This is a genomic window from Rhizobium sp. ZPR4, assembly GCF_040215725.1.
In the GTDB taxonomy this organism is placed as follows: Bacteria; Pseudomonadota; Alphaproteobacteria; order Rhizobiales; family Rhizobiaceae; genus Rhizobium; species Rhizobium rhizogenes_D.
The window spans coordinates 406671-432187 of sequence record NZ_CP157969.1 but is presented as its reverse complement, the minus strand read 5'-3'; the positions used below and the strand labels follow the sequence as shown (position 1 = coordinate 432187).

The window sequence follows — 25517 nt, the reverse complement described above, 5'->3', positions numbered from 1 at the left end:
GCGATCATTGAGGCATCGCTTAAAACTTCTTGGCTGCAGCGACCTTGGCACCGACGGATTTCTGCCCGTCACCCTCGATGTTGAAGAGCAGGCTTGTATCGAGCATCCAGAAGTTCATGGTCTGCAGCCGCAATCCGGCTGTAACGGCACCGAAAGCGCCGGCGCCGTCGAGGCCGGAGAAGCCACCGGTGAGGCCGAGCTTCGGTGTTAGTTTGCTACCGCTCTCCAGCACGAAAGAGCGCGCGATCTCAGCACCCAGGCTGACACGGAACTGGTCCTCGTTGAAGCCGTCGATGGCGATGGCGTCACCGGAGCTATTCTTGACGGTATAGTCGTCGAACCCCAGTGTAGGTGAAGGCTTGGCTGCACGGACTACCTACGATACCGGCGTATCAGCAAACGCGGATAGCAGAGAGATCACAAGCGCTGCCAGAACTATACCAGAACTATAAGAGTACCTGTCAGCGCCTGGAGGATTTTGCTGGCGGCGCAAATTCGCAACATGCGTCGCTATAGTGAGCGGCAAGGTGTCAACTGCAATGCCCTTTGCCGGTGTCGTCGAACCTGCAGATTGAGCCGTTCGCCAATTTGACCGAGTGAGCGTCCAGCATCTCACCGCGGATTGTCGGCTTTCCTTTGAAATCTGCGGGGCATGATGCTCCCTGCACGACGATTTTCCCGGCCGCCTTCCAGGTCTTGCCCGCGCGTGTCGTAAATTTCTTGCATCCGTCGAATTTGGTTTCCTTGAGCTGGAGCACGGGGGATGCAGCCTGCGTCGTTGGTGCTGCGCCGGCGACGAGAAGGGTTGTGATGATCGACAATATTATGGGTTTCATGGGTCCTCTCCCTATTGAAAGTGTTACCTGTCGTTGAAAATGAAATCGGCCGCGCCGCATTCCCGAATCCTAATGGAAACATGCGGGATGTCCGACGTTTGCTAAGCCCAGCCAGTTGCAGCTGGGCTCCGGTCTTAGAACTTATAAGAGAGTGCGACGCGGATCGTGTTCTGATCGAGGCCGACCCTGCGGTTGGCGAAGGTGCCCGGCAATGACTGAAAATCGTAGGTCTTCTTACCGAAGCCGTCGTAGATGTATTCCAATCGTCCAATCCAGTTCGGCGTGAACGCGTATTCTGCTCCGGCGCCGACATTCCAGCCCACGAAGTCCTTGGTGATCGAATTGGAAACACCGACGAAGTTGTTGGTCTGCGTCACTTTGTCGTCAGCAAAGGAGACACCGCCAGCTGTGTACAGGAGCAGATTGTCCAAGGCATAGCCGACGCGGCCACGAACACGGCCGATATAAGAGCCTTCGGATTCGGCATGACGCGTGCCACCGCGAGCGTTGAGATAGTTCTTGCCGGCCTCCCAGCCATCATAGCCAAATTCGCCTTCACCACCGAAAACGACCGAACCGATTTGGTAGTTGAAGCCAACCAAGCCACCACCGGTGAAACCGTCCGGCGACAGCGAAACGCTCGTCGATCCGCCAAAGCTTTTGAGCTTGTTCGTTGCGAAGGCACCGCCAGCGTAGCCGCCAACATAGAAACCGGTCCAGGTGAACGGCGAAGCCGTCGGGGCCGGTGGTTCGGCAGGCTGAGAGCTTAGGTCAGCGGCAAGACCAGCGACTGGAGAAAAGAGAAGCAGAGCGGCTGCAAGAATGGTATTTTTCGTCATGGCTGATCCTTAATTCACCAAAAGACGTCCGACATCGGCACGGGGCGTACCCGATGTTTTGCATGATCATTGTTCGGGAAATCGAGATGGACCCGCATCCCACATTTGAGGGGTCTCGCTCCTCGATTGCGCATCGCCGTTGAGGTCCGTTGTAATTCCGCAACAGGACGGAGCGGGTTCTACCCCTACAAGGCGTTGATGAGGGGATGAAGGACGGCGACCAACTCGCTTTGACGGTGCACGCCAAGTTTTGCGAAGACGACTTTCAACTGCGACCGGCTTGTCTGGTAGGTAATTCCCAAAGAGATGGCCGTTGCGGACAAGGAAGCACCTTTCGCCAATCCGATTGCCAAACGCGCTTCCGCCGCGGTCAATCCAAATGTTCCGCGCAATACCGCAGAAGCATTTGCCTCCAATGCGAGCAATGGACGAATGATCAGCAAAATGCAGGGCTCCGCGGCTGCGAGCAGATCAAAACCAATCCGTGCACCTAGCGCCATTGGATGGACAGCAATCGAGTAAAGAGCGTCTGCATGGCGAGCTTGTATGGTTTCATGACCGACGGCCAGCAACTGTCCACGCATGATCTTCGCCATTTGTGCCGTGACGGTTGCAGCCGTTTGCGGGGATAGGAACTGCAGGTGGTCACCAGGTGCTACGCGTACCAGCACGGCTTCGTCTGCAAGTACGCGTGCTGCGCTGTTTGTCGCCAGTACACGACCTTTGGAGGAAAGCATAAAAGCCGGATCGAGAATCGCTTCTGCAATGCTAGCGCGGTGGGCTTTTTTTCCATCAGCCATGCGGATGCGCAGCATCGACAGAGCATGCGTCATAGCCGGTGCCAGCGCTCGCATTACCGGCTCAACGTCCGAGTTGATCCGCTCGTTATCCCGTGCGGCATAGTGCACGACAAATTCCGCACTTCGTTCGTGATCGGCGCTGAGTTTGATAGCCGTGGCTGCGTCGCTATCGGACAGATGTCGCAGAAAATCGGTGTAGAATTCGGTGTCATGGAACGAGGAAGCCGGAAGATAGTCCTCGGTTCTGCGCGGCATCATCACTGGAAGCGCGAGATTGAACGGTGTCCAGCCGCTAATCGCACCATAGTGTTCAGCAAACTTCCTTATCGCGTCGTTTTCAAAACCGGAATGAACCAGAGGTATATCACGGTAGGCCTCTCGATCGTTGGCGAGGAAGAGTGTTTTTGCGCCAGGGATCAGTTCGCAAAACGTGTCGGCAAAAACCTGCCATTGATCGGGGTTGAACGCCGCTTCCTCGATAATGGTGGAAAGATTACTAACAATGCGTCTGCGGTGATTATTCAAGTTCAGCATTATCTCAAAACTGGCGGGATCGAAGAGAACAGATCAGCTACTCAACTACGCCTGTCGGAACGCTCGAAGAACAACGGGCCTCATGGTAGAACCGACAAGTTCGAAACCTGCATCTCGTGTTGGAACCTGAACTTCCTATCGTAATGGTAATAGACATCCATACCCCATTTAGGGGATGCCTCCGGTCACTTTGAGCCTGTATGGTGCGGGATACTTTGATTTCAATATATTGATCAATGTGTTGTGCCATGCGGCTTCGTGGAGACATGGTTCTAAAGCGGGCGGTCGGGGAATTTATGGAAGCAAAGCTAGTTCTGGCAGCAATTGCGTGTGGTATCGCGACGGGGGCAAACGCTGGCGATTGCGATTTCGGCAGACCAATTGGTAAATGTACACCGACGATCACACTCGAGCGGACCCGCGGTTCAGCACCGAGTTATGGCGCAGAGCTGTTGGTGCGAAGCTCGGCACGGAAGTGCTCCAAGGTCGAATATTTTGTCAATTCGACACCCTATGAAACCGTACTGAGTAACAGCAATGCTGACACCGAAAGCTTGTTTGGCAGCAAGCCTATTTTGAAGCAGGATATTCGGGCCAGCAGGTGCACGGCCTACGCGTCCAAGGGAGAGCCCGGTCCGCGAGCCGCAATTCCAAAAGAAGCGATGGGTCAGGGCGGTTTCCCGGGGCACTGGTCGGGACATGTCCGTTGGCTTTTTGTCTCCGATGCCACGGACATCGTGGTTAGCGCTCGAGGTTCCAACGTGACTGGCACGTGGCACGATGGGAAGAGCGGTTTCAACACGCCATTTACCGGGCTGATTAGCGGCAATACTCTAATGTTTAACTATGTTGCTCAAGGTGATGGATCGCAGGGAACCGCAACCATGGTCCTGACCGGACAGAATACCGCGTCAATCACGTTTGCTGCGGCCCCGGCCACATTCTCCGGAACGCTCACGCGATCTCCGTGAGGGTGTGAATTCCGTTCTGGTCGAGGTCCACCAAGCAGTGGCTTGGAAACACATCTTAACAAACATATCTGCCAATCGCAGTCGGTGACTTTTTCGTAAACCTCGAAATTGAGATTCGTTTTTTTCAACCACTTGATCTGCGATACTCTGAGAGTGATACCTAGGCCAGCAATTCGAACCTCATCAAGAGCACTACAAAATGCCGGCTTGTCGGAAACTTGCTTGCTCTGGGCGAGCAATGGCCTGGGGTATTGCCTTGCGCTCGACGGTGCCGATCTCCCTGGTTCGGTCTGTGCCGTGACCATGAACGTGCCCAATGCAGTCGCACAGTTCGAGCGGGACTTGCTGATCGAGCCGACGCGATCCGTCCTCAAATACGTTAAAATCTTCGGCCGTCCCTCAATGCTGAGCGACAAGCAGAAGCAGAATTTGCGGATGTCTTGCCATGGAGATGAGCGTTTCGGCGATCGCGAGGAAATTCGCAGCAAGCCGGCGGCCGTCATGCGCGTCAGAGCTGCTCCTTCATTTACCTAAGCCTGCGATCTCGAAAATATTGCACGACTGAATCAGGCGAAAATTCATCGGGAAATTTCCGATTTGTGCATTTTCATGTGGTATTTTCAGGAACGGAAGGGGTGATGATCGGGCATCATCTGGCCGCCATCAGGTACGATGGCAGCGCTATCGTCTGACTGGGCAAGATTCTTGGGCATGAACCGAAATCAGCTGATGGTGAGATATTGAGCACTGGAGCAAAGCTAGCCGTTTTTCTCGTCTTATGCAGCCTGGTAAATTGGCTCGCCTTGGAAATGGTGAAGTCCACCGGGACTGTACTATTTTGGCCCGGCAATGCCCTTGGCGCGACACTCGCAATGCAATGGCGCGGGCGTCTACAACAGGGTGCGCCATTATTCCTAGCCTTTGCTTTCCTGTATTTCTCGAGCGGGTGTATCGCAACGATACTGGTTTATGGCCTGCCTAATTTCTCAACAAATCTCCTATATTGCTCAATGGATGCTCTATATATCCCACTTTATTTCAAATTTATGCAATTAAGTCTGAAATATATAGGATATCTTATGCCCTATAGACGCACGGCTATAATCGCCCTTCCCGTTATATTATCTGTTTTCGTCCACGGCATCATCGCCGGGACGATACTCAATATGCTGCTGCATGGAGAGTTTTCCGGTTTCAACATCATTCAGTGGACCAATGAACAGTTAACGACATGTCTCATCGTCACGATGATGGTCGTGGGCTGCTTTTATCCGGGATGGAAAGCTAGAATCAAAGCGCTGGAACTTAAATCGGTCCTTTTCATCGCGCTTCTGGCCGCAATTCAGGTTGCCATTTCCTTTTCCCAATGGCTGTCGATCACATCGATCGCTATCATTCCATGCCTGATCGCCATTGCTCGCCTGGGGTTCTTGTGGTCGCTATTGGTGACGGGCGGATTCATGATTTTTTCATCGGTCACACAGGCTTATTTCTATACCTCAGCCAACTCGCTTCTGCCTCCAGCACTTTTTTTCCCAGAGCTTTTTGCGCATAGAATGAACACGGCGATGGTGGCAGTTTTCAGTATCTTCATGAGCGACCTCGTCAGCCAGCGCAATCGTCTTCTAAAGGGTGCCCAGCGGCATGCTGAAACCGATCGGCTCACTGGCCTCCACAATCGACACTACGTATTAAAAGCATTCGAACGGGCGGCCGTCCGCATGCCGATTGGGCTCGTTATTATCGATATCGACAACTTCAAACAGATCAATGATCGTCATGGGCATCACGTAGGCGACGAAGTTCTCGCGGCAGTCTCGGCAAAAATCAGAAAACTCGTTCGCCACAAGACGGACATTGCCGCCCGTTGGGGCGGCGAGGAGTTTTTGCTGATCCTATCGGATATTTCTCCGGCAGACCTAAAGTCCGTCTGTAACCGGCTTGTCGAAGACATCGGAAGCATGCCCTTGGAATTAGCTACAGGACCGTTTCCTGTCACTATCAGCGCAGGTGCGACGCATCTTGTGAACCTTCTCTCACGCGACTTTGCGCAAGCGTTGTCTTCAGCAGACATGTTGCTCTATCAGGCAAAGCGATCCGGCAAAAATCGCGTTATTTTCAATACGTAAGATGTGCCGTGTAAGGATGTTTCCGATCAATCACCTCCGCACATGACAGGCGCTCGTGAACACGAAATCGAATATGTGATATTCATGATCCGTTCGGCCTAAGCGTGCCTGTGGGAACAGGCCTTGCTCCCCCTCTTTTACAGCTTCGGATGAACGCGAGCTTGGAGAGGGGTTAAACTTTCATTTGCCTGAACAACCAATCCTTTGCGGCATTGATATAGAAGAAAATCGCGGCAGGGACGAAGTGGCTTGTGGCGCTCATCGCCGGGTGGCCCCCGCCCGAAATATCGAGCGGATCAGTATGTGGGAGCAACTCGACCAACCGTCGGCTACCATTTTACGACCAAGGCCAGATTGCCTTGAATTTGCATTGTCTTCAGATCGACTGGAAATGTTCTCATGTGAAATTATTTGGGGAGGGTCCCGCCCTGTCATTGCTCGCATGAGCATGCATTGGCACGATCAAGACGTCAAAATGGATGCCTATCATGCGTTTAGCCGCCCCGCCGATGTCGAAAGAACGACTTGTACAGTTAGTTGCTGGCCGGTTTTTTGCCGGACACCAAACAGCAAGGGGTTCACCCCGATATGCGAAGCCAGGAAAGCGGAAAAGCGAAATGTGGAAAAGGGTGGTCCTCCGGCGGGTCCAATTCACCGTAACTTAAGATCGTTGTCGAAGCGCAGTCTACCCCATGCTCACACAGCAATTCTCTCGAGCCCGATAGGTAGACAAAGAACAGGCGCCCATTGCAGGCCATCCTCAATCTATCTCGGTAGCCCGGCTTCAATGCTGAGCAGGATACAACAACGTGTTCACCTCGGGCTTGCAATAGTTTGATCGCGTCCCCGATAAGGTCCAGCCACGGTGCTCTCTCATCGTCCGTCAGCGCGACACCTTGAGACATTTTGACGATGTTCGCTTGCAGATGAAGCTGATCGGCTTCGATGAAACTGAGACCGAGATGTTCCGAGAGCTTCTGGCCGACTGACGACTTACCACAACCACTGACACCCATCACGATGATTGATGGTACATGATCGAGGTCGGATCTGCTCATCTCTGCCTCCGAGGGATATGCCATCAACGATGATGCGAGAATTTCTGTTAGGAATTGACTGTGGTTGGCGGAATGCGGCCTTCAAAAAAGGCAGCGAGATTTTCGACAACGATGTTGCCCATCGCGATGCGGGTCTCGTATGTCGCACTCGCCTGATGTGGCATCAACACGGTATTGGGCGCCGTAAAAAAGTCCGGCCGGATGTTAGGCTCATTAACGAACACGTCCAGGCCGGCTGCTGCGATCGTGCCTTCGTCGAGTGCCGCAAGCAGGGCATCCTCATCCACAACGCTACCGCGAGCAATATTGATGAGAACGCCGTCGCATCCTAAGGCTTGCAGCACCTCTTTGTTGACGATGTTGTGCGTGGAGGCAGTTGCTGCGACACAGACTACCAGAATGTCGCTTTCATTTGCGAGCAGGATCGGAGATTCCATAGAACGCCAAGAGACATCCGTGATCTCGGAGCGATTCCAATATTGAACCACCATCCCGCATGCTTCTGCCCGGCGGGCGAATGCCCGACCGATCAGCCCCAATCCTAAAATGCCCACGCGCTTGCCCTTGGGGCTTCTTCCAAGAGGGAAGCCTTTACCGGGCCAAAGACCGTCCTTTACGAAACTGTCGCCTTGAGGAATTCTGCGCAGCACGGCCAGCAAAAGTGCCAGGCCCATATCTGCCACGTCGTCAGTCAGAACCCCGGGCGTAGTGGTGACATGAATACCGCGGTCGCGCGCGAAGGGCAGATTGACCTTGTCGGTGCCGACGCCGTTTATAGCAATCACCCCAAGCGCCGGAAGTTTTTCAATCCATTCGTTTGACAATCCGCGGCCACCGCCGGTCACAACGGCCCGGATGGCCGGCATTGCCTGTTGCAGGCTATCGACCTGGCCGGTATCGCAGAGACGATGGACCGTGTAGCGGGCATCGAGCGCGTCCTCGATGGGCTTCATTAAAGGTTTGATTAGCAGAATATCGGGTTTCATGTGTTTGCCAATGAATCGGTTGAGCGAATTGGCTCGTGTATTTTTGTGGATGTGCCGGTGTGGAAGCAGTCGGTCGGGATCGGGCTTTCAGGGCAAGCCGGGGGCTTTGGCGGTGGATCCGCGCACGACGAGAGATGGTTGAGTTATCGTCGTGATTTGCATTGATCGGCCTTGGCGAATACTCTCCAGCACGAGTCTGGCTGCCGTCTCTCCCAATTGACGGGCATGGGTATCTACTGTGGTCAGTGGGGGCATCGAAAACGCCGCATCGGCGACGTTGTCGAAACCGACAACCGAGACATCCTGTCCGACTTTCCTGCCGATGCGCTCCAGTCCGGCCATTGCTCCCATCGCCACGACATCGTTGAAGCAAATGAATGCCGTTGGAAGCTTGTCCGCATTCGACAACGCGCTAACAGCTTCGACGGCTGCTGATCTGCGTAAGGCGCAGGGAATATGTCTAGCCGCGAGGCCACGCTCACGCATCGAGGACTGATATCCGGCAAGGCGTTCAGCCGCAGCCGAATGCACCCGTTCACCGCCGAGGAACACGATATCCTTATGTCCCAGGGCGTGTAGGTGTTCGACCGCAAAAGCCACGCCATCTGCGTAGTCAATGCCGAGATAGCTGGTGTCTGCATCCACACGGCGAAGGACTTGAAGGATGCGCAAGTCGGGTCGGGCCAACTGTTCGATCGCGGAATTGTCGCCATCCGTCGCGGGGCAGACAATGACGGCATCGACATTGTGTTCGTGCATTCGTCGGAGGATCTTTTCCTGGCTGGCTCCCGACTCCCAGGAATTGCCAAGAAGGGAAATCCAGCCAGCTTCGTTTAAGACTTGGTCGACGCCCGCGGTCAATTCCGAGAAGAACGGGTTGGTCAGATCGGGAATGATGATGCCGACCAGGTTGCTCAGGCGCGCGCGCAGGGCGGCAGTACGATTATAAACGTAGCCAAGGCGTTCGGCAGCTTCGCGAACGGCAATATTGGTTCGCTCGGCCACAAGGCCGCTGTTTCTGAGTACGAGAGAGACCGTTGAACGCGAAACACCTGCGGCTTTCGCGACATCGTCGATCGTCATCCGGCGGTCCATTTCGTCGTTCATCTGCATTCTCCCCTGGCCGGTAAGGCGGTAGAACTCATTCGTCGGTGACGCCAGAATAGCCGGGACCGCCGGCTGCAAGATAACCGCCGCTCTGGCCGCGTTCGGATGAGCTGACCCAGAGCGCGTAAAGGTGGGCGTTCTCGAGTGCGAACTGAAAGCGGACAGGCTTGCCTGCAAGCCCGCTGAGGTCGCGGCCTGTCCAGTTAACGGCGCATGTCACCTTATCCACTGTAATGGCCGTACAGTCTTCAAGACCGTATCCGGTCAGGGGCTGACCGTCTTCGCCCAAAACGGCAACTCTGATTTGGCCTTGATTGGCATCGGCATTGATAAAGAAATGACTACCGGAAAAAATCAGCGGTTTGGTGACCATCTCTCCACTGCCTTGCGCGTGAAGGGAGGCAAATCCGTCACGGCGCAGGGTAACCAATGCAACGGCACCCCCTGCATAAGAATGTGTTCCAAGATTGGGAGAGATCCCCGAGAAGCCTGACACATAAAAATAAAGTTCGTCGCCGACGACCAGACAAACGCCGCCGGTTGCGTGCAGATATCCTCGATCCCATTGGCCCGGAACCTGTGACGGCTTGAGGAATGGTTCTCCGCGGTTGGGTCGGATCCAGTTCAGCCCGTCGCGGCTGAAGCCGATCTCGAGGTCAGTGATCTTGGGCAGGCCGTTATAGAAGCTTTCAGGGTTTTGCGGCCCCCGGAACATGCCGTAGACGCCAAGCATCACGCTTTCATAGGCCACGGCGTCGAAGTTATAAATTTCGGAATGTACGACACCGAGAGGATTGGCATGGTCGATCTCATCGGGAACGACCAGGGGCTTGCGCTCTTCTTCCGTCCAGTTGCGGCCCTCGACGAAATCCTCATGCGCCACGTAGTTTCGCTGGCGGCCGCGTTCGGCGTGGACACGCAGCGAATAATACCATTTTCGATCGAAGGGGTTGTAATAAAAGTTGCTATTGTCACCGCACAAGCCGGTTCGCCCGCGCGGCGTCCAGTTGATGGCATCCGGCGAAGTGTAGATCTCGCCATATTGTTCTTTCACGCCGTCAAAGTCGTAATCGACATACGGCATGCTCGGATGAGAGCCGTGACGATAGTAGACCATCATCTTGAAGCGTTCGGCTGGATCAGTGGCGAAACTGTCCAGCCAGAAACCTGCGCCATCTCGAAATCGCGGATAGCTGATCGGCAAGATGCGATTGGTGATGCCATCGATCGGCAGTACCGGGCGATCCCAGTGAATGCCGTCGCGGCTGGTGGCTAGCGCCGTCGCGGCGAACCAGCCGGCATGATAGGTCATCTTGAAGAGATTGTCGGCGGGATCGAAGAAGACGCCGTCCTGGAAGGTGCAGGCGACCGGACAATAGCCGCCGTTCATTTCGATCGCCGTTTCCGGTTTGAGTACAGGCGTTGCCGGATGAACCTTGGGCTGATGGAATTTACGTGACAACTGCGACGACGCGATCAGATAGTCATCAAACAGAAGCTGGCGACCAGCTCCAAGCGTGATGGGCGTTTCTGATGTCATAGCGAACTTTCCTCCAGCAGCATATAATTGAGATATTTTAGACCGTTCCAAGTGTCAATTATGTCGATAATAAAAAGAAGTTGACATTTTTAGACCGATCCAAGAGTGTCAGAAACAATTAGATCGGTCGAAAAGTTGATGTGGTGATTTGAGCGATCGCTAGGGTGTTGGGGGCACTCACAGACGAATTGGCAGTCAATCTAAGTCTGAATGTATTGGGAGGACAAAGTGAAGCGTAGGATTCAAATTCTGGCCGTCACCCTGTTGGCGGCCTTGTCATCGACGGCTCTTGCTCAGGAAAAGAAGCTTACCGTAGTGGGCGTCAACATCCATGAATCGTCGATGCGTGGCGTGGGCGTCAAATCCGGCGTCGACGCACTTGCCGATTTCGAAAAGGAAAAGGGCATGAAGGTCGCCGTCAATGTCGAGACCGGCCCCGGCATTCTTGAAGCCTTGCCGCGTCTGGGAACGCTCAACAAGTCGGCCGAAGACGTCATCATGGTGTCGCAACTGATGTCGAATCCGCGCCTTGCCGCATTTCTCGAGCCGCTCGACAAGTACATGGCGGCCAACGCCATTTCCGGCTTCCCGCAGGATTGGGTAAAGCCGCCGGTAGAAGCCGGCACCATCAAGAACCAGCATTATCTTGTGCCGCTGCGCTGCGGCGTCTGGATCTTCTGGGGCAACAAGAAATACATGTCCGAGCAAGGCATCAGCGCCGAGCCGAAGACCCCCGAACAATTGTATGACGCGGCCAAGAAGGCCACGTTCACCAAGCCGAGCGGCGAAAAGGTCTATGGTTTCGCAGTTCGCGGCATCAGTGACCAGGTGCCTTCCGGCTTCGCCACAATCGGCGCCATGTTCGGCGGCTCGATCATCACTGAGAAGGGTGAAGTGGCCGTCAACAGCCCGGCGATGGTACAGGCTGCCGAGTTCCTGCATAAGCTCTATGCAGAAGGCATCATGCCGCCGAACTGGACCAGCGTCGATGCCGACCAGATGTTCACGCAGGGCCGGCTCTCCATGGTCGTCAGCAATGACAATTTCACGTCGCGATTCGAATCGACCGAAGCACTTGGTCCGGGTGGCACGGTTGCCTTCCACGTTCCGATCCAGGATTCCTTGCGCAAGAACGGTGTCGATTACGCCGGTAGCCAGTCCTTCTATTGGGGTGCCGGCATTCTGAAGGGCTCTCAGAACAAGGAACAGGCTTACGAACTGCTCAAATACCTGGCCGGCCCCAAGCCGGAGGCCATGATGATGTCCAACGGCAACCAGCCTTGTCGCGCGGCGCCGCTGGCAAAGCTTGGCGAAACGATTGCCGCCAACAAGGTGGGCATCGACACACTGGCCATTTCGCGGCCGCCCCTTCCGGGCAATCCGCGGCTCGGCGAAGCAAGTGACGCCATCGCTGTTGCCGTCCAGAACATCGTCGTCAACGGTGCTCCCGCCAAAAACACGCTCGACACGCTCGCCGGCGAACTCAAGGACATCTACGAATAATCGAAGCCTTTAATCGTATGGCTTAACCGGCAAGCCGGAAGAGGCGTCGATCGAGGCCTGTGGCCCGGGGGAGATGTTTTCCCGGGCTGTTTACCGGAGTGGCTTGCGCTCGTCGCTGCTCTCTTGTCAAGCGCTTTGGTGAGCCCTGTTGCTTCGTTGCTTCGCCATTCTCTTTAAACTGGAAGACCGGTATGGTTACGAACGGCACGACCGCCACCCCCCATTCACCCTTTGCCAGAGGACGTCGGTTCTCGGAGACGGTCATTGCAGCCACGGCCGTGACGCCGCCCATGTTGCTCATGCTGCTGTTCATCGGCATTCCGGCCGTCGCTCTGCTGGCGACTGCCTTCACCGATTATTCGCCGGGGATCGATGCCGAATTCATCGGGATGAAGAACTTCACCACGCTGTTCAACAGCTCCGTCTTCTACGCCATTCTGCTGAGAAACATCGGCTATGTGATCGGCGTGGTCAGCCTGCAATTGCTTGTGGCGCTTGGCATCGCGCTGCTTCTCGACAATGAACTGCCGCTTCGCAGGCTTTGGATGGCGCTGCTGATCGCGCCTTTTGCCATCAGCCCGGTCGTGGGCGTGGTGATCTGGAAGAACCTACTGGACCCATCCTACGGGCTGGTCAACTATGTCATCACCTCGCTCGGCCTGCCAGCAGTACCGTGGATGTCCACGCCGTTGACCTCCATGCTGGCGGTAGTGATCGTTGCCGTCTGGCGCGGCTTTCCGTTCATAGCCATCATTTTGTTTGCCGCATTGCGCGGAATTCCGACCGAGGTGAAGGAAGCGGCCAAGATCGATGGCGCCACGGCGTTCCAGATCTTCTGGCATGTCAAACTGCCCTTCATCATGCCGGCTTTGTCGATCATGGCACTGTTCGAAACGATCTTTGCCGTGCGCGAATTTGACACGATCCAGACCATGACTGGCGGTGGCCCCGGGACCTCCACATCGCTGTTATCCCATTACCTTTACCGGACGGCCTTCGGCACGTTCCGGTTCGGCATGGGTGCTGCGGTGGGCTGGGTCATGCTGGCTTTGACCATGCTGATGGCTGCATTGATCATCTGGCGCGCCTATCGCGACATGTTCCCCAAAACCAAGGCCTGAACGATGAGCGGAAATATCACCGGACGCATTGCTGTCTTCATCCTTCTCTGCATTGCCGTCATCTGGGCGTTCTTCCCGATCGTCTTCATGATCAGTAGTTCCTTCAAGCCAGGCGGCCTGATCTGGTCTTATCCGCCCAGGCTGATCGCCGAACCGACGGTCGCCAACTACCAGAATATTGCGAATCTCTTCCCGCGCTTCTGGGGCTCTTTCTTCAACAGCGTTATCGTGACAATCCTTACGACGCTGCTGACGCTAGTGATGGCCATCGCTTCGGCCTTCGTGTTTTCCCGCCTGCGCCAGCCCTGGTTGAAAGTACCGGCCTTCTTGATGATCTTCATCCGGATGTTTCCGTCGATCATCGTGGTGATCCCGCTTTACCCGGTCTTTAACGAATTGGGCTGGCTGGATACGATCACCCCGCTCGTACTGTGCAGCGCGGCATTTGCCGTAAGCATGGCGACCTTGCTCATCAAGACATTTGTCGACGATATCCCGATCGATCTCGAAGAGGCGGCGATGATTGACGGATGTTCGCGCGTGGGTGCCTTCACCCGCATCACTCTTCCGTTGCTGACACCGGCGATCGCTGCAGTCTCGTTGGTCGTCGCGATCGGGTCGTGGAACGAGTATCTGTTCCCACTGGTGTTCACGTCAAACGACGCACGCACCGCTCCGGTTATCATCGCCATCGCGATGAGCAATGAAGACGGGGTCGCCTGGGGCGGCATTATGGCAATGGCGACCGCTTATCTCGCGCCGCCATTGATTCTGGTCCTCATGCTGCACAAACAAATCACCAACGTCATGACCATGGGCGCTGTTAAAGGCTGACCGAATAATATTTCCAGGGGGAGCGTATGTCGCGCGTACAGATCAGGCAGGCGGGCAAGCGTTATGCGTCGCTCGAAGTTCTCAAGAATGTTTCCATCGATATTCAGGACGGCGAGTTTGTCGTGCTGGTCGGACCTTCGGGCTGCGGCAAATCCACCCTTCTACGGATGGTCGCCGGCCTCGAAGAAATCTCGTCTGGAGAGATCGCTATAGGTGGCCGCGTTGTCAACGATCTGCAGCCGAAAGACCGCGACATTGCCATGGTTTTCCAGAGCTATGCTCTCTACCCGCACAAGACGGTGGCTGAGAACATGGGGTTTGCGCTTCGACTGAAAAAGATTCCCGATGCGGAGATCAAGGCAAAGGTCAAGCATGCAGCGGAAATTCTCAGCCTTACGAACCTGCTGGACCGCTATCCGCGCCAGCTCTCCGGTGGCCAGCGCCAGCGCGTCGCCATGGGGCGCGCCATTGTCCGAGACCCGCAAGTGTTCCTGTTCGACGAACCGCTCTCGAACCTCGACGCCAAGCTGCGCGTCCAGATGCGCGCGGAAATCAAGGAATTGCATCAGCGCTTGAAAACCACGACGATCTACGTCACGCACGATCAGGTCGAAGCCATGACCATGGCTGATAAGATCGTCGTGATGCGCGATGGCGCGATCGAGCAGATCGGCACACCGCTCGATCTGTATGACCATCCGAAGAACATGTTTGTCGCTGGCTTCATCGGCTCACCTTCCATGAATTTTATCAAAGGTACGATGAGCGCATCCGGTTTCACGACCGAGGACGGAATTGCGCTGCCGACGCCGGCCGAACGTCCGGGTTTTGCCACGACATATGGCGTGAGACCGGAAAACCTTCGTCTTGCTGATGATGGACTTCCGCTTGAAGTCGTCGTGCTCGAGCCAACCGGCTCGGAGACTATGGTTCTGGCAAGGCTTGGCAATCAGAACGTCGCCTGCGTATTTCGTGAACGGATTTCGGCGCAAGCCGGATCGATCATTCGCGTGCAGCCTGATCTTGGGGTTGTTCATTTGTTTGATCAGCAGGGTGTTACGATCTGCTAAGCAGACGCCTTGCTACTCGAGAAATATAAAAGCAATTAAGGGCGCTCAGCTTGAGGGGCGCCTATAGTTTTGTTTTGTCATAAGCAGAAGTCCGGCATCGCCATCGGCGACACTGAATTCGTCAAATTAGCATGCTGATCCAATCGGGCGCGTCGCTAGATCGGTATGGGTTAGGTTCAAATCTCATCAAGAGCATGATTTACGGTTTTGTGGCAAATTTTACGCGGTTGGCAGCTAGACTGGGCGTCGCGCAGCTGACGCTAAGCCAAACCATTCGCGCTTTGGAAGAACGGCTCAGGGTGCGTGCTGATCCGCACGACGCGGAGTGTATCGCCGACCGAAGCCGGCGAGCGCTTGCTGCAGGCTCTGGCCCACGTCTCGATGAAACCAAAGCCGAGCTGGAATCGCTGCGCGAACTGAGAGACAAACCGGCGGGCACCTTCCGCGTCTCGGCGATCGACTTTACCGTCGATTACATACTCTGGCCGAAACTCGCCCCCTTCATGGAAAAATATCCCGATATCAAATTTGAGATCGTCATCGACTATGCCATGACCGACATCGCGGCCGCCGGCTACGATAGCCGCGTCGTCTATGTCGAATGGTCAGATGTCATATGCGTTAGAAGTCGACAGGAACGCCTTTAGCTTCTCCAACAAATGCGCCTTCAAAGAGAAGGTTCGCGATCGCCTCTTCCGCCGCGACGTTTACGCTGACGAGAGAAACAGGCGCTATACGCTACTCCATACTCGCCTGAGCTCGGGCGCCGTGCAACCGGCCATCCTGCCGCAGCCATTATAGATCGGCGAAAAATAACGTGACTTGTTGCCTAGGCAGCTTATGCATCTCTGGCCTTGCGCCCGCGTGCACTGGGTCTCACCGGCACGCTCCTCCCATACTCGCTCCACCACGCGGTCAGCGCCTCCATCGTGGGGCCAAGGCCGCGCGCCTTCTCTGTAATCTCGTATTCGACGCGCGGCGGAACCTCCGGAAAGACGGTGCGTAATACGAGACCGTCGGCTTCGAGCTCGCGCAGTTGGGCCGTCAGCATATGCTGGGTGATGCCGGGTATCGCCTTACGCAGTTCCCCGAACCTGTAGACCCGCTGGTTCAGCAACCACATGATTTCAAGCTTCCACTTGCCCGAGAGCAGCGAGAACGCCCGGCGCATCTCCTCATGCATATTGACATCTTGATCGGCCATAGTCTGCTTTTCCATACTAGCAGCAAGTAATTCATCCTACTTGCGGTAATCGATATTAGACGACATTTTCTAATCATGCACCAGGGATCGCGACGAGCTTGCGACCCTCAAGGCTAACCAAAAATCGAATCAAAGTGATGTTGCCGCCCGTTCGGCGGCAAGGAAGAGATCATGCTTGAATACAGCACATACTGGATAAGCACGGCACTTCTGTCCCTGCTTTATCTGACATCCGCGACCATGTACCTGACAAAAGGGGATTGGGTCCGCAAGGCTCTTGGCGACTTGGGATACAAGGCATCTCATCTTGTGCCACTCCTGATCATCGTCAAAATCCTTGCACCAGTCGCCATTCTCTGGCGCATCAGCGTGCCTCTCAGCGATTTGGCCTATGCCGGCATCTTCTTTCATCTGACGTTAGCGGCCTTGGCGCATATCGGCGTTCGCAAGCCGCTCGAAGCTCTGCCAGCCATTATTGGTCTCATTCTCATGGTCACATCGTTCGCCACACAAAACGAGGCTCGCGCCGCGCGATCCCCCTACGTTCAGGCAGCACAGCGCTGACATTCCGACAACTGAAAACCCCCAGCTATGGATGGAGATGAATATGGGCAGACTTGATGGAAAAGTTGCCATCGTCACAGGCGCAAGCCGCGGAATTGGTCGCGCCACCGCGAAACTCTTTGCAGCAGAAGGTGCCACAGTTGCGGTGCTTTCACGCACGTCCGAAGGCGTGGAACGCGTTGTGGAAGATATTCGGGAAGCCGGCGGCACTGCGCTCGGTGTCATCTGCGATGTCGGTGAAGCCGACCAGATCAGGGCTACCGTGGACAAGGTGATCGCCGTCTATGGTCGCATCGACATTCTCGTGAACAACGCCTTCGATGGTTCTGTGGTCTTGTCATCCGTTCTGGATCTTTCGGTCGAACAATTGCAACGCAACTTCGACACAGGGCCAATCGCATGTCTGCGCTTCATGCAGGCTTGCTATCCTTATCTCAAGCAAAGCGGGGCGGGGCGCGTCATCAATTTTGCTTCGATGGCTGCCACTATCGGATTGGGTGGTTACGGTCCGTACAACATGGCCAAAGAGGCGGTACGCGCACTCACCCGGACCGCAGCACGCGAATGGGGTGCGGACAATATCACGGTGAACAACATTCTGCCGATCGCCGACACCTGGGGTGCCGCGGGTAAGGACGTTCCGCCGCCTACCAATGCGCTTGCCCGTTTCGGCTCGCCGGAGGGCGATATCGCCCCTGTCGTCCTGTTCCTTGCCAGCAAGGATTCGCAATTCATTACGGGCTACAGCCTCACGCCTGACGGCGGCGCAATCATCGACAGCGCACGGTGATCTACAGGACCGAACCCATGAAAATCACCCTATTCGGAGCCACCGGTAAAACTGGCAAGTATCTCATCGGTGAGGCATTGAAGCGTGGTCTCGATGTTACCGTCTTCGCTCGCTCGGCAACTCCGTTCGAGGAGCCAAGAGTGCGGGTAGTTCGAGGGGACTTGTCCGATACTGCGCTCCTGCGAGATGCCATTCGTGGCTCTGATGCCGTGCTCTCCGCCCTGGGACCGACATCCGTTCCGCATCCCAAGGATCTCCCCATCACTCGTGCGACAGAAGCGATCATTTCCGCCATGAGGCAGGAGGACATAACGCGACTGATCGCCGTTTCCACCGGTACCGCCGTCGATCCGAGGGATGGTTCCGATTGGAAGATCTGGCTTCCCGCCATGGTGATCAAATACGCAATGCGCAGTACCTATGATGACATCATTGGGCTGGCGAAGGCGATACGGTACTCAAATCTGGATTGGACCATGGTCCGCGCGGCCGTCTTGAAGAGCAGTCCGGCCTCCAGGCATGTCAACATCGGTCTATATGGCCACACGAAGCATTCGTGGACGGTCAATCGCGAGGACCTTGCAATCTTCATGCTGGATCAAGTCTCGCAGGGTGATTTCGTGCACCAAGCGCCCGGTATCAGTTCGCGCAAGATTTGATCTCCTGAGAACTGACTTGCGGCTCGTGCTAATTTCAACCAAAAAATTGCGAAGCCGAGCTGAGGGCACTGCCAAACCCCACTATGATGGACAGCATTGCTGCGTCGGTGATGCCGATGATTGTCATTTCTATTTCTGCAAATAGCTGAAGAGCTCGACAAGCGCGAAGAAGGCAGAGCCGTCGATGACGGCGGCTGGGGTAAGGCAGTCGTCGGAAGGAAATGGAGTGACCCAATGAGTTCGTGCATCTTATAAACGACTTCGGTTTGGCTCGCCGATTTGAGCCATTGCCGACACCAAGCCAAAATTAAGAACGGCTTCTGCACATTCTTGGTCGGACATAGCGCGCGCAGTGGAAACTGAACCGATCATCAAAGCGATTATGTTCCACGCCTTCCGTTCGCGGTCGTTAGTTTCACCTTCCAAGACTTCGGCGATTTTTGTCACCAGGACCTTGATTCGCCCTGTATAGGTGACACGAACATCCTTGTTCGCGCGGGCGACATCTGCGCTCAGAGTGGGCATTACACATCCAGTTTCTGGATTGTCTCGATGACCAACGCTGAAATACAAGGCCAGCCATTCTTTTAGCTTCTCTCTCCGTTCGAGAACCGTTCCCTCCGCAGTGACAAATGGCTCTCCAAGACAAGTCCCGATGATGTCCTTTAAAAGTGCCTCCTTGTTGGCGAAGTTCGAGTAGAAGGCGCCCGATGTCACACCTGCTGCAGACGCAAGTCCATCGACTCCAATCCCATTAAATCCCTTCTGTCGGAGAGCTTTTGCTCCAGCCGCCACCATCGCGGCCCGCGCCTTCGCCTTCTGGTCGGGTGGATATCTCATTAGTCGCCCCAATTCACGCCTTGACATCTATTGCGCCCAGATAGCATAACGATCGTTATATAACGATCGTTATTTAAAGTCAGCATTCCGCTGGCAACGATGTGTTTTGAAAAAAAAGGTTCTACCCATGACGACCTTTATGACCGCTGAAACCAAGGAAATTGACGTAAACGGAACTAAGTTTGCTTACCGCACGCTTGGCCCGACGGACGGTGTGCCCGTTCTTTTCCTTCATCACCTGACTGGCGTTATGGATGACTGGGATCCGCGGTTGATTGACGGAATTGCTGCCGGCCATCCCGTTATTCTTTTCGATAACCGTGGCGTGGGCGGAACTGATGGCGATGCGCCCGCAACTGTCGAGGAGATGGCGCTGGACGCTGTTGCTTTTGTGAACGCGCTGGGGCTAGCGAAGATTGACCTCTTAGGCTTTTCGCTTGGAGGTTTCGTTGCTCAGGCCTTCGTCCAACGCGAACCTGATCTTGTTCGCAAGATCATTCTTGCTGGAACAGGCCCGGCTGGAGGGGAGGGCATATCGGGTGTTGGGGCTCTGATTCAAAATGCCTTCCAGAAGGCTGGAGAGACGGGGAAGCACCCTAAGCACTTTCTGTTTTTCACCGAGTCGGCCGAGGGGCAGGCTGCTGGCGACTCATTCCTGGCACGCCTGGACGAGCGCACGGAACATCGCGATGTACCCGCCCGAAATGAGACGATCGGTGCGCAGATCGCTGCCATCGACAATTGGGGGGCAAGTGAAGCAACCGATCTTAGCACCATCAAGCATCCGGTCTTCATCGCAAACGGAGACGAGGACATCATGGTGCCTACCGTGAACTCTTTCGAGCTCGCAAAACGTCTGCCCAATGCACGGGTAAGCATTTTCCCGAGCACAGGTCATGGCGCCATCTTCCAGCACCACAAGCTGTTCGTGCAGCAGGTTCTTGAGTTCCTTCATTAACGGGCTTGCGTCAGCAAGGGAAAATCAAGTGAACTGACCAAGCGCTTATTCGTATCTGCCAATGTTTTTGGTCATCCTCGTCAGCAGTGTGCAGCAAAGAAGCCTCCACTGCCGTCCAATGAGCTTGAAGGGTCAAACTCGGAGAGTCAACGAATGAAGAACAAACCTGTCATCGGACGTCGCGATCTCATCAAGGCGACGGCGACGATAGCTGCCGTCATCCCAGTGACCGCCGCGGCCACCGCTGCCATTGGCGCAGAATCGGCCCAGCGTGATCAATTCGCGCAAGCGACTGAGGTTATGCAGCAGGCACAAACGACTACGACACTCGAGGAGGTCGGCGTCGGATCTGGCACCAAATTGACGATCGAACGCCGCGGCCAAGTGGCGCTGCTTGGTCTCAATCGCCCCGCCGCTGAAAATCGCATCGATCCAGAAACCTTTCGGGCGTTAGCGAAAGCGCTTTACGGTTATGATCACGATCCGTCGCTACGAGCGGCGGTCTTGTTTGGCCACGGTGAGCGATTTTCACGCGGCATCGATGTCGAGGCATATAAGGCCGTCGCTAACAGCGGAGGTCCCCTTGCGGGCCTGACCCGCATCGTGAATCCCCTTAACTACGGCCCAGCACTGCGCAGAAAGCCGTTGATTGCGGCAGTTCATGGTGACACTTGGAATTTGGCCCACGAACTGTTTCTTTCTGCCGACCTCCGGGTCGCCGCGGCCGATACCAACTTCGGACAGGATGAAAACGCACATGGTCGCTTCCCTGGTGGCGGATCGACTGTGCGCTTCGTGCACGAAGCCGGCTGGGGCAATGCGATGCGATACATGCTCACCGGAGATCATTGGACTGCCGAAGACGCGTATCGGATGGGTACCCTGCAAGAGATCGTCGAGACGGCCCAAGATGCCTTTGATCGCGCGATTGAGATTGCCAATAAGATTTCAGCATGTGCGCCGCTCGGCGTGACGACGACCCTCGCGTCAGCACACTTTGCTGTCGATTCTGGTGATGCCGAAGCGTTTTCGAAGCTTGGCGGTCAATATGCCGCACTCTATCGCACCGAAGACTTCATCGAAGGATTGGCCGCGCAAGCGGAAGGCCGTCCGCCCGTCTTCCATGGCAACTGATCCGAACATGCATTTCTCGGATGTGACAGGGGCGCGAGAAATGCAACATTATTCCTTCCCATTGAGGAGCATTCCATGACAGCGTATGTACACGTCAATCTGCGCATCAAAGATGCGGCCAAGCAGGCCGCACTGGCACCGCGCTTCCGGGCGGCGCTGGAAGCTGCGGGCGGTCGTATTGTTCACTTTGGTCCGGTGGTCCAGGTCCTGGAGGGGAACATCGAACCATTACCAATGGCCGGCATCTTCGAGTTCGCGACCGTCTCCGACGCCCTGGCGTTCTACCAGTCGGCGGAATACGCTCCGATCAAGATTGAACGGGGCGAGGCGCAAGAAGCGCGCATGTTCATTGTTGATGCAGGCTAGGAAGACTTAGCATCCGAGCGCTCGCCAGAAATGGTCGTTTTCGGGAAAGGCCATGTGGGGTGCCGTAGCAATCGGCTGAAGCCCATTCGCAGCTTACCAGTCGACTAAGTCCCAAATTCGCATCTACCCGCCATTGTGCGCACTGTGAACGAAGGCAGGTTCCGGGTCTGGGGTGCTGGTGCCTCAAGCAGTGACGGCGCGGTTTCGAGCAACAATGGCGTCATGGGTCAAGCTTCCGCCGGCCTCCATGAAACCCGTGATCAACGTTTCGCGGTCGCGAGCCGCGCGAGCTTGATCAGCCCGTTTGAGCGCTGATTCCAACTGATCGGCCGTCAACTCAGTGCAGTAGGCAGGTGTACCTGGCTGTTGGCGCCAGGATGATGTGAGCGAACCGGCATCGAATGCATCGAAGCCCGTTTCCTCGACCAGCTTCATGACGACGAGTTTGCTTTTGGGATCATCACCTGCAACCGGAAGGGCGATACGTTGTGTTTGGGACCGCGCCACTCCTTTTTCCGCAAGGGTCGTAGCAAGTGCCGCATTCCAAGCCTTGATGACAGTTCGGTTGATTTGTTCGCTGACCCACACTGCCTCTGCCTTGCCGTTGTCTACCTCCGAGATCATTCCATCGCGGAACGGGTAATAATTGGATGTGTCTACGACGATGATATCCTCGGGAACATTGTCGAACAGGTGGCGAAGATCGCGATAGGCTGAGAACGGCACTGAAAGAATGACGACGTCCACGTCCCTTACTGCTTCTTCCTTGGTTGTGGCTGTCGCTTCCGCCTCTAAAGCAAGTTCACGAAGTGATTCAGGCCCCTTGGAGTTCGCAAGCTTGATTTCATGACCCGCTGCGGACAGCTTGCGAGCCAGGGTTGCGCCGATGTTGCCTGCGCCGATGATTCCGATTTTCATGTCGTTTCCTTGCATTAAGAACTCAGGGACGAGCCATCCCAAAGGAGCGGGGACTTGCCTTGCTCCGAATGATAGGTGTAGCTACCATACCCCGCAAGAACCGACTAAAAAGTGGGTAACATACCAAGAGGTAAGTATGGCTGTCGAACGAGACTGGCGCTGTGACGACCCCAAGCAGCAATTGATATGGGCTGCGGCGACGCGTGACGCTCTGCAGGTACTCGAAGGAAAATGGAAGATCGTCATCATCTGCCAGCTTTTCGGCGCAAAGGGGCCGCTTCGCTTCTCGGAACTGGAAAAGCGCGTTGAAGGCGTGAACCAGAAGATGCTCATTCAGCAACTGAAAGAGCTCGAAAAAGATGGCATCGTTACGAGAACGGTTTATCCGCAGGTTCCGCCTAGGGTCGAGTACGCTCTGAGCGAGATGGGAATTGCCTTGGGTCCATCAATGGCGGAACTGATCGACTGGGCCTTCATGCGCCGTGACGCGCGAGCCTCGACGCGGCAAGATCCGGCGTGAGCAGCGTAATGGCCAGGACCTTTCTGATGATGTAGTCTTCCGGGCAGTTATCGAGGCGCGATTGCCCCGGCTTTCTTCGGGGCACCTTTCGCATGCAAGGCCGTAATAGCTTCTTCGACCGATGCATAAATCACAGGGTCGATACCGTTTGCGAGCCACGCTACAACGCTGAGGATATATCCGCGCCTATTTTTCCTGGCAAATAGAAGTGCTCCTGGCGGCAGGTCGTCGTTGTGAACCATCGCGAGCACTTCGGTCCTGACGCAAGGCCAAAATTCACTGGGTATTCCTGTTGCCGCCAGTGCCTGTAGCTCGTTCCAGAACAGTTTCGATGTGACAGTGCGCTCAGTGGTTTGAACCGCGACGATATAGCGGTTTCCCTGTCGCAGGCGCAGCAGCACCGGCAAATTTGCTGACTGCTGTGGCATGTGTTGGCGGCAGGTTCTCAGCGGCGAAATTCCATCTGTCTTGGTGCGATCTTCAAAAAAGCCGGATAGGGCCGGTGGTGGATGCTCGTGCGATGGCCGCAATCACATGCTTCAGGGGTGCTTTCATGCCTCTACACCGCAGTTTGACTGTCGAGTTTCATGCCGCGGAAAAACATCCGACGCGGCAACACGGCAATGGCCGTGAGCACTCCGTATGCGATGGCCGCAACTGCCACGATCTGGAAAAGGGAAGAGAGGCTTGCTCCAAACCAGATAACGGAAGCCCATCCGACAAAAGCGGCCACAATCATTCTTACGGTTCCCGCGAGGACCGGGAGACGCACGCGTTTTGCTCCCTGGCTGGCGAAATAGAGTGCCAGTCCTAATCCAACTGCGCCATAGGCTGGAGCCACCGTTCGTAGATAGAGGGTACCCATTTCCTGTACATGCGGGTCGGATGTGAACAAGCTCATCCATTTCGTTGGAAACAGAGCGGCCACAATGCCAATGGTCTGCGTGATGCCAAAAGCAATAGCTGCGCCAACCCATGTCACGCGGCGCGCCCGTTCGATCTGGTTGGCTCCGATATTGATGCCGACCATGGTGACGATGGCGGTTCCAAGGCCGAAGATGATAGGGATCTGCAGATAATCAAGGCGCGACGCAATGCCGAACCCCGCGATAGCGTCAGCGCCGAAGTGGCCGACGGCGGCCGTCACGAAAGTGACCGTGAGATTGACCTGAACAGTGCCAACAGCGGATGGGAGGCCGACGCCCAATATATCTGCGAACAATCGACCTTGCAGTGGAACGATCCTGAGCTTTAGCGGGCTACCCGACGAGCGCAGGTAAAGCGAAAGCACCAATGCTGCGACGATGTAATATATCAAGATTGCCGCACCGCCGCCTGCAACGCCGAGCTTCGGAAATGTTCCCCAGCCGAAAATCAAAGCTGGCGACAGGGCGAACAGAAGAACGGCGCCAGAGATGATCACGAGCGCCGGAATATTCACGTTCCCTGCGCCGCGCAGGGCAGCCGGAAGCAGAGCAGTGATCCAGATCGGAATGGAGCCTATGAACACCATTCCTGAATAGGTAAGCGCGGCCTTAAGGGTCGCTCCCGTCCCGCCCATCGACCGATAAAGCATCGGTCCAAACAGGATTGCAATGACTGAGAGGACGGCTCCAAGAACCGTGGCGAGGACAATTGAATGCCAGACAATCGCATCCGCATCGGCTTGGCGATTGGCCCCGAGGGCGCGCGCAACGGCCGAAGAAACTCCTCCTCCAATCCCGCCATTCGCCATCATCTGCATCAGCATGAGCACCGGAAAGACAAGGGTAACACCTGCTAAGGCCTCCGTGCCAAGAAAGCTGATGAAGTAGGTTTCTGCAATTCCGACAAAGGTCTGGACTATAAGAACCACCATTGTGGGCAATGCCAACCTGAGCAACGTGGAGGTGATCGGGCCATCCAGAACGCCGAGGGGCGCTCTCGGCAAGACTTTCAGGGCAGGAGTGTCTTTCGGGCTGCGCATGTTGGTCACGGCTGGTCCTTAGCGAAATTTGACACCCGATGTCGAGCTAGGCCACGCTTAGCCATCATGATATCGCTCAGCGGCGGATGATTTGTATTCCCGGGATGAGAGAATAGATTATGATTGACATCAAAATCACATATAGAGTTCGGGCGCAATCTAAAAATTCGGCGCGTTATTCGGATCCGGCGAAAGGTCTGATTTGGAACCTTCGGCAATAGCAATGATCGAAAGTCGGGCCTTACAATTTAGCTTCCGCTTGCAATGACC

Annotated in this window: 28 protein-coding genes; 15 read left to right on the top strand and 13 right to left on the bottom strand. The window is 55.4% G+C overall.

Annotated features, from left to right (window positions below; translation table 11 throughout):
- Positions 1-19: 19 nt before the first annotated feature.
- The 4 genes from ABOK31_RS29880 to ABOK31_RS29865 all read right to left on the bottom strand — a co-directional run bounded on the left by ABOK31_RS29880 (position 20) and on the right by ABOK31_RS29865 (position 3009).
- Complete coding sequence (locus ABOK31_RS29880; protein ID WP_349962575.1) at positions 20-232, bottom strand: hypothetical protein; 213 nt, start codon at positions 230-232, stop codon at positions 20-22.
- Between the two features lie 298 nt (positions 233-530).
- Positions 531-821, bottom strand: a complete 291-nt coding sequence (locus tag ABOK31_RS29875; RefSeq protein ID WP_349962573.1) for a hypothetical protein — start codon at positions 819-821, stop codon at positions 531-533.
- A gap of 149 nt (positions 822-970) precedes the next feature.
- Positions 971-1675, bottom strand: coding sequence for an outer membrane protein (locus tag ABOK31_RS29870; RefSeq protein WP_349962571.1), 705 nt, complete (start codon positions 1673-1675; stop codon positions 971-973).
- A gap of 185 nt (positions 1676-1860) precedes the next feature.
- A complete protein-coding gene (locus ABOK31_RS29865) occupies positions 1861-3009 on the bottom strand; it encodes a helix-turn-helix transcriptional regulator (RefSeq protein WP_349962569.1) in 1149 nt (382 codons plus the stop codon).
- A 296-nt stretch (positions 3010-3305) separates the two neighbouring features.
- Between ABOK31_RS29865 and ABOK31_RS29860 the strand changes: the two genes are divergently transcribed.
- The 3 genes from ABOK31_RS29860 to ABOK31_RS29850 all read left to right on the top strand — a co-directional run bounded on the left by ABOK31_RS29860 (position 3306) and on the right by ABOK31_RS29850 (position 6109).
- Complete coding sequence (locus ABOK31_RS29860; protein WP_349962567.1) at positions 3306-3980, top strand: hypothetical protein; 675 nt, start codon at positions 3306-3308, stop codon at positions 3978-3980.
- Positions 3981-4202: 222 nt separating this feature from the next.
- Positions 4203-4514, top strand: coding sequence for a hypothetical protein (locus tag ABOK31_RS29855; protein ID WP_349962565.1), 312 nt, complete (start codon positions 4203-4205; stop codon positions 4512-4514).
- A gap of 545 nt (positions 4515-5059) precedes the next feature.
- Entirely contained in the window at positions 5060-6109 is a 1050-nt protein-coding gene (locus tag ABOK31_RS29850) for a GGDEF domain-containing protein (protein WP_349962563.1), read from the top strand.
- Positions 6110-6687: 578 nt separating this feature from the next.
- Here ABOK31_RS29850 and ABOK31_RS29845 read toward each other — a convergent pair.
- The 4 genes from ABOK31_RS29845 to ABOK31_RS29830 all read right to left on the bottom strand — a co-directional run bounded on the left by ABOK31_RS29845 (position 6688) and on the right by ABOK31_RS29830 (position 10851).
- A complete protein-coding gene (locus ABOK31_RS29845; protein WP_349962562.1) occupies positions 6688-7167 on the bottom strand; it encodes a gluconokinase, GntK/IdnK-type in 480 nt (159 codons plus the stop codon).
- A 47-nt stretch (positions 7168-7214) separates the two neighbouring features.
- Entirely contained in the window at positions 7215-8153 is a 939-nt protein-coding gene (locus tag ABOK31_RS29840) for a 2-hydroxyacid dehydrogenase (protein WP_349962560.1), read from the bottom strand.
- 87 nt (positions 8154-8240) lie between these two features.
- Positions 8241-9260, bottom strand: coding sequence for a LacI family DNA-binding transcriptional regulator (locus ABOK31_RS29835; RefSeq protein WP_349962558.1), 1020 nt, complete (start codon positions 9258-9260; stop codon positions 8241-8243).
- 34 nt (positions 9261-9294) lie between these two features.
- Positions 9295-10851: a hypothetical protein gene (locus ABOK31_RS29830; RefSeq protein WP_349962556.1), complete on the bottom strand. Its 1557-nt coding sequence runs from the start codon at positions 10849-10851 to the stop codon at positions 9295-9297.
- Between the two features lie 177 nt (positions 10852-11028).
- On the opposite strand from ABOK31_RS29830, the gene ABOK31_RS29825 reads away from it, so the two are divergent.
- From ABOK31_RS29825 to ABOK31_RS29805, 5 genes are all read left to right on the top strand, one after another.
- Positions 11029-12303 (top strand): extracellular solute-binding protein, encoded by a 1275-nt coding sequence (locus ABOK31_RS29825; RefSeq protein ID WP_349962554.1) that lies wholly within the window; start codon positions 11029-11031, stop codon positions 12301-12303.
- A gap of 191 nt (positions 12304-12494) precedes the next feature.
- Positions 12495-13424, top strand: a complete 930-nt coding sequence (locus tag ABOK31_RS29820) for a sugar ABC transporter permease (RefSeq protein ID WP_349962552.1) — start codon at positions 12495-12497, stop codon at positions 13422-13424.
- Positions 13425-13511: 87 nt separating this feature from the next.
- Entirely contained in the window at positions 13512-14258 is a 747-nt protein-coding gene (locus ABOK31_RS29815) for a carbohydrate ABC transporter permease (RefSeq protein ID WP_349962551.1), read from the top strand.
- Between the two features lie 26 nt (positions 14259-14284).
- Positions 14285-15328: a sn-glycerol-3-phosphate ABC transporter ATP-binding protein UgpC gene (gene ugpC, locus ABOK31_RS29810; protein WP_349962550.1), complete on the top strand. Its 1044-nt coding sequence runs from the start codon at positions 14285-14287 to the stop codon at positions 15326-15328.
- A 131-nt stretch (positions 15329-15459) separates the two neighbouring features.
- Positions 15460-15975: a hypothetical protein gene (locus tag ABOK31_RS29805; RefSeq protein WP_349962548.1), complete on the top strand. Its 516-nt coding sequence runs from the start codon at positions 15460-15462 to the stop codon at positions 15973-15975.
- A 191-nt stretch (positions 15976-16166) separates the two neighbouring features.
- Here ABOK31_RS29805 and ABOK31_RS29800 read toward each other — a convergent pair whose 3' ends face one another.
- Positions 16167-16547: a helix-turn-helix domain-containing protein gene (locus ABOK31_RS29800; protein WP_174172578.1), complete on the bottom strand. Its 381-nt coding sequence runs from the start codon at positions 16545-16547 to the stop codon at positions 16167-16169.
- A 156-nt stretch (positions 16548-16703) separates the two neighbouring features.
- Between ABOK31_RS29800 and ABOK31_RS29795 the strand changes: the two genes are divergently transcribed.
- From ABOK31_RS29795 to ABOK31_RS29785, 3 genes are read left to right on the top strand one after another with little or no spacing between them, the layout of a single operon-like run.
- A complete protein-coding gene (locus ABOK31_RS29795; protein WP_174172577.1) occupies positions 16704-17096 on the top strand; it encodes a DoxX family protein in 393 nt (130 codons plus the stop codon).
- Positions 17097-17139: 43 nt separating this feature from the next.
- Complete coding sequence (locus ABOK31_RS29790; protein WP_174172576.1) at positions 17140-17886, top strand: SDR family oxidoreductase; 747 nt, start codon at positions 17140-17142, stop codon at positions 17884-17886.
- A gap of 17 nt (positions 17887-17903) precedes the next feature.
- On the top strand, positions 17904-18545 hold the full coding sequence (locus tag ABOK31_RS29785; protein ID WP_349962547.1) for an NAD(P)H-binding protein: 642 nt from the start codon (positions 17904-17906) through the stop codon (positions 18543-18545).
- Between the two features lie 249 nt (positions 18546-18794).
- Here the strand turns inward: ABOK31_RS29785 and ABOK31_RS29780 are convergent, their stop codons facing one another.
- On the bottom strand, positions 18795-19385 hold the full coding sequence (locus ABOK31_RS29780) for a TetR/AcrR family transcriptional regulator (RefSeq protein WP_349962545.1): 591 nt from the start codon (positions 19383-19385) through the stop codon (positions 18795-18797).
- 127 nt (positions 19386-19512) lie between these two features.
- Here ABOK31_RS29780 and ABOK31_RS29775 point away from each other — a divergent pair, with 127 nt between their 5' ends.
- The 3 genes from ABOK31_RS29775 to ABOK31_RS29765 all read left to right on the top strand — a co-directional run bounded on the left by ABOK31_RS29775 (position 19513) and on the right by ABOK31_RS29765 (position 21843).
- On the top strand, positions 19513-20343 hold the full coding sequence (locus ABOK31_RS29775; protein WP_349962544.1) for an alpha/beta hydrolase: 831 nt from the start codon (positions 19513-19515) through the stop codon (positions 20341-20343).
- A gap of 153 nt (positions 20344-20496) precedes the next feature.
- A complete protein-coding gene (locus ABOK31_RS29770) occupies positions 20497-21477 on the top strand; it encodes an enoyl-CoA hydratase-related protein (protein WP_349962542.1) in 981 nt (326 codons plus the stop codon).
- A 75-nt stretch (positions 21478-21552) separates the two neighbouring features.
- The gene (locus tag ABOK31_RS29765) at positions 21553-21843 is read left to right on the top strand and encodes a DUF1330 domain-containing protein (RefSeq protein WP_349962541.1); all 291 of its coding nucleotides are present in this window, start codon (positions 21553-21555) and stop codon (positions 21841-21843) included.
- 183 nt (positions 21844-22026) lie between these two features.
- Here ABOK31_RS29765 and ABOK31_RS29760 read toward each other — a convergent pair whose 3' ends face one another.
- A complete protein-coding gene (locus tag ABOK31_RS29760) occupies positions 22027-22761 on the bottom strand; it encodes an NAD(P)-binding domain-containing protein (protein ID WP_349962539.1) in 735 nt (244 codons plus the stop codon).
- A 136-nt stretch (positions 22762-22897) separates the two neighbouring features.
- Between ABOK31_RS29760 and ABOK31_RS29755 the strand changes: the two genes are divergently transcribed.
- Complete coding sequence (locus tag ABOK31_RS29755; RefSeq protein WP_349962537.1) at positions 22898-23281, top strand: helix-turn-helix domain-containing protein; 384 nt, start codon at positions 22898-22900, stop codon at positions 23279-23281.
- 47 nt (positions 23282-23328) lie between these two features.
- On the opposite strand, the gene ABOK31_RS29750 is transcribed toward ABOK31_RS29755, so the two are convergent.
- On the bottom strand, positions 23329-23811 hold the full coding sequence (locus ABOK31_RS29750; protein ID WP_349962535.1) for a hypothetical protein: 483 nt from the start codon (positions 23809-23811) through the stop codon (positions 23329-23331).
- 29 nt (positions 23812-23840) lie between these two features.
- The gene (locus ABOK31_RS29745; protein WP_349962820.1) at positions 23841-25247 is read right to left on the bottom strand and encodes an MATE family efflux transporter; all 1407 of its coding nucleotides are present in this window, start codon (positions 25245-25247) and stop codon (positions 23841-23843) included.
- Positions 25248-25517 lie beyond the last annotated feature (270 nt).

Bases quoted from the DNA above. Each gene is read 5' to 3' on its own strand.
- ABOK31_RS29815 (WP_349962551.1), top strand. From the start codon at position 13,512: ATGATCAGTAGTTCCTTCAAGCCAGGCGGCCTGATCTGGTCTTATCCG.
- ABOK31_RS29765 (WP_349962541.1), top strand. From the start codon at position 21,553: ATGACAGCGTATGTACACGTCAATCTGCGCATCAAAGATGCGGCCAAG.
- ABOK31_RS29865 (WP_349962569.1), bottom strand. From the start codon at position 3,009: ATGCTGAACTTGAATAATCACCGCAGACGCATTGTTAGTAATCTTTCC.
- ABOK31_RS29770 (WP_349962542.1), top strand. From the start codon at position 20,497: ATGAAGAACAAACCTGTCATCGGACGTCGCGATCTCATCAAGGCGACG.
- ABOK31_RS29790 (WP_174172576.1), top strand. From the start codon at position 17,140: ATGGGCAGACTTGATGGAAAAGTTGCCATCGTCACAGGCGCAAGCCGC.
- ABOK31_RS29760 (WP_349962539.1), bottom strand. From the start codon at position 22,761: ATGAAAATCGGAATCATCGGCGCAGGCAACATCGGCGCAACCCTGGCT.
- ABOK31_RS29780 (WP_349962545.1), bottom strand. From the start codon at position 19,385: ATGAGATATCCACCCGACCAGAAGGCGAAGGCGCGGGCCGCGATGGTG.
- ABOK31_RS29775 (WP_349962544.1), top strand. From the start codon at position 19,513: ATGACGACCTTTATGACCGCTGAAACCAAGGAAATTGACGTAAACGGA.
- ABOK31_RS29820 (WP_349962552.1), top strand. From the start codon at position 12,495: ATGGTTACGAACGGCACGACCGCCACCCCCCATTCACCCTTTGCCAGA.
- ugpC (WP_349962550.1), top strand. From the start codon at position 14,285: ATGTCGCGCGTACAGATCAGGCAGGCGGGCAAGCGTTATGCGTCGCTC.
- ABOK31_RS29785 (WP_349962547.1), top strand. From the start codon at position 17,904: ATGAAAATCACCCTATTCGGAGCCACCGGTAAAACTGGCAAGTATCTC.
- ABOK31_RS29845 (WP_349962562.1), bottom strand. From the start codon at position 7,167: ATGAGCAGATCCGACCTCGATCATGTACCATCAATCATCGTGATGGGT.
- ABOK31_RS29795 (WP_174172577.1), top strand. From the start codon at position 16,704: ATGCTTGAATACAGCACATACTGGATAAGCACGGCACTTCTGTCCCTG.
- ABOK31_RS29755 (WP_349962537.1), top strand. From the start codon at position 22,898: ATGGCTGTCGAACGAGACTGGCGCTGTGACGACCCCAAGCAGCAATTG.
- ABOK31_RS29805 (WP_349962548.1), top strand. From the start codon at position 15,460: ATGCTGATCCAATCGGGCGCGTCGCTAGATCGGTATGGGTTAGGTTCA.
- ABOK31_RS29745 (WP_349962820.1), bottom strand. From the start codon at position 25,247: ATGCGCAGCCCGAAAGACACTCCTGCCCTGAAAGTCTTGCCGAGAGCG.
- ABOK31_RS29800 (WP_174172578.1), bottom strand. From the start codon at position 16,547: ATGGAAAAGCAGACTATGGCCGATCAAGATGTCAATATGCATGAGGAG.
- ABOK31_RS29860 (WP_349962567.1), top strand. From the start codon at position 3,306: ATGGAAGCAAAGCTAGTTCTGGCAGCAATTGCGTGTGGTATCGCGACG.
- ABOK31_RS29835 (WP_349962558.1), bottom strand. From the start codon at position 9,260: ATGAACGACGAAATGGACCGCCGGATGACGATCGACGATGTCGCGAAA.
- ABOK31_RS29870 (WP_349962571.1), bottom strand. From the start codon at position 1,675: ATGACGAAAAATACCATTCTTGCAGCCGCTCTGCTTCTCTTTTCTCCA.
- ABOK31_RS29850 (WP_349962563.1), top strand. From the start codon at position 5,060: ATGCCCTATAGACGCACGGCTATAATCGCCCTTCCCGTTATATTATCT.
- ABOK31_RS29840 (WP_349962560.1), bottom strand. From the start codon at position 8,153: ATGAAACCCGATATTCTGCTAATCAAACCTTTAATGAAGCCCATCGAG.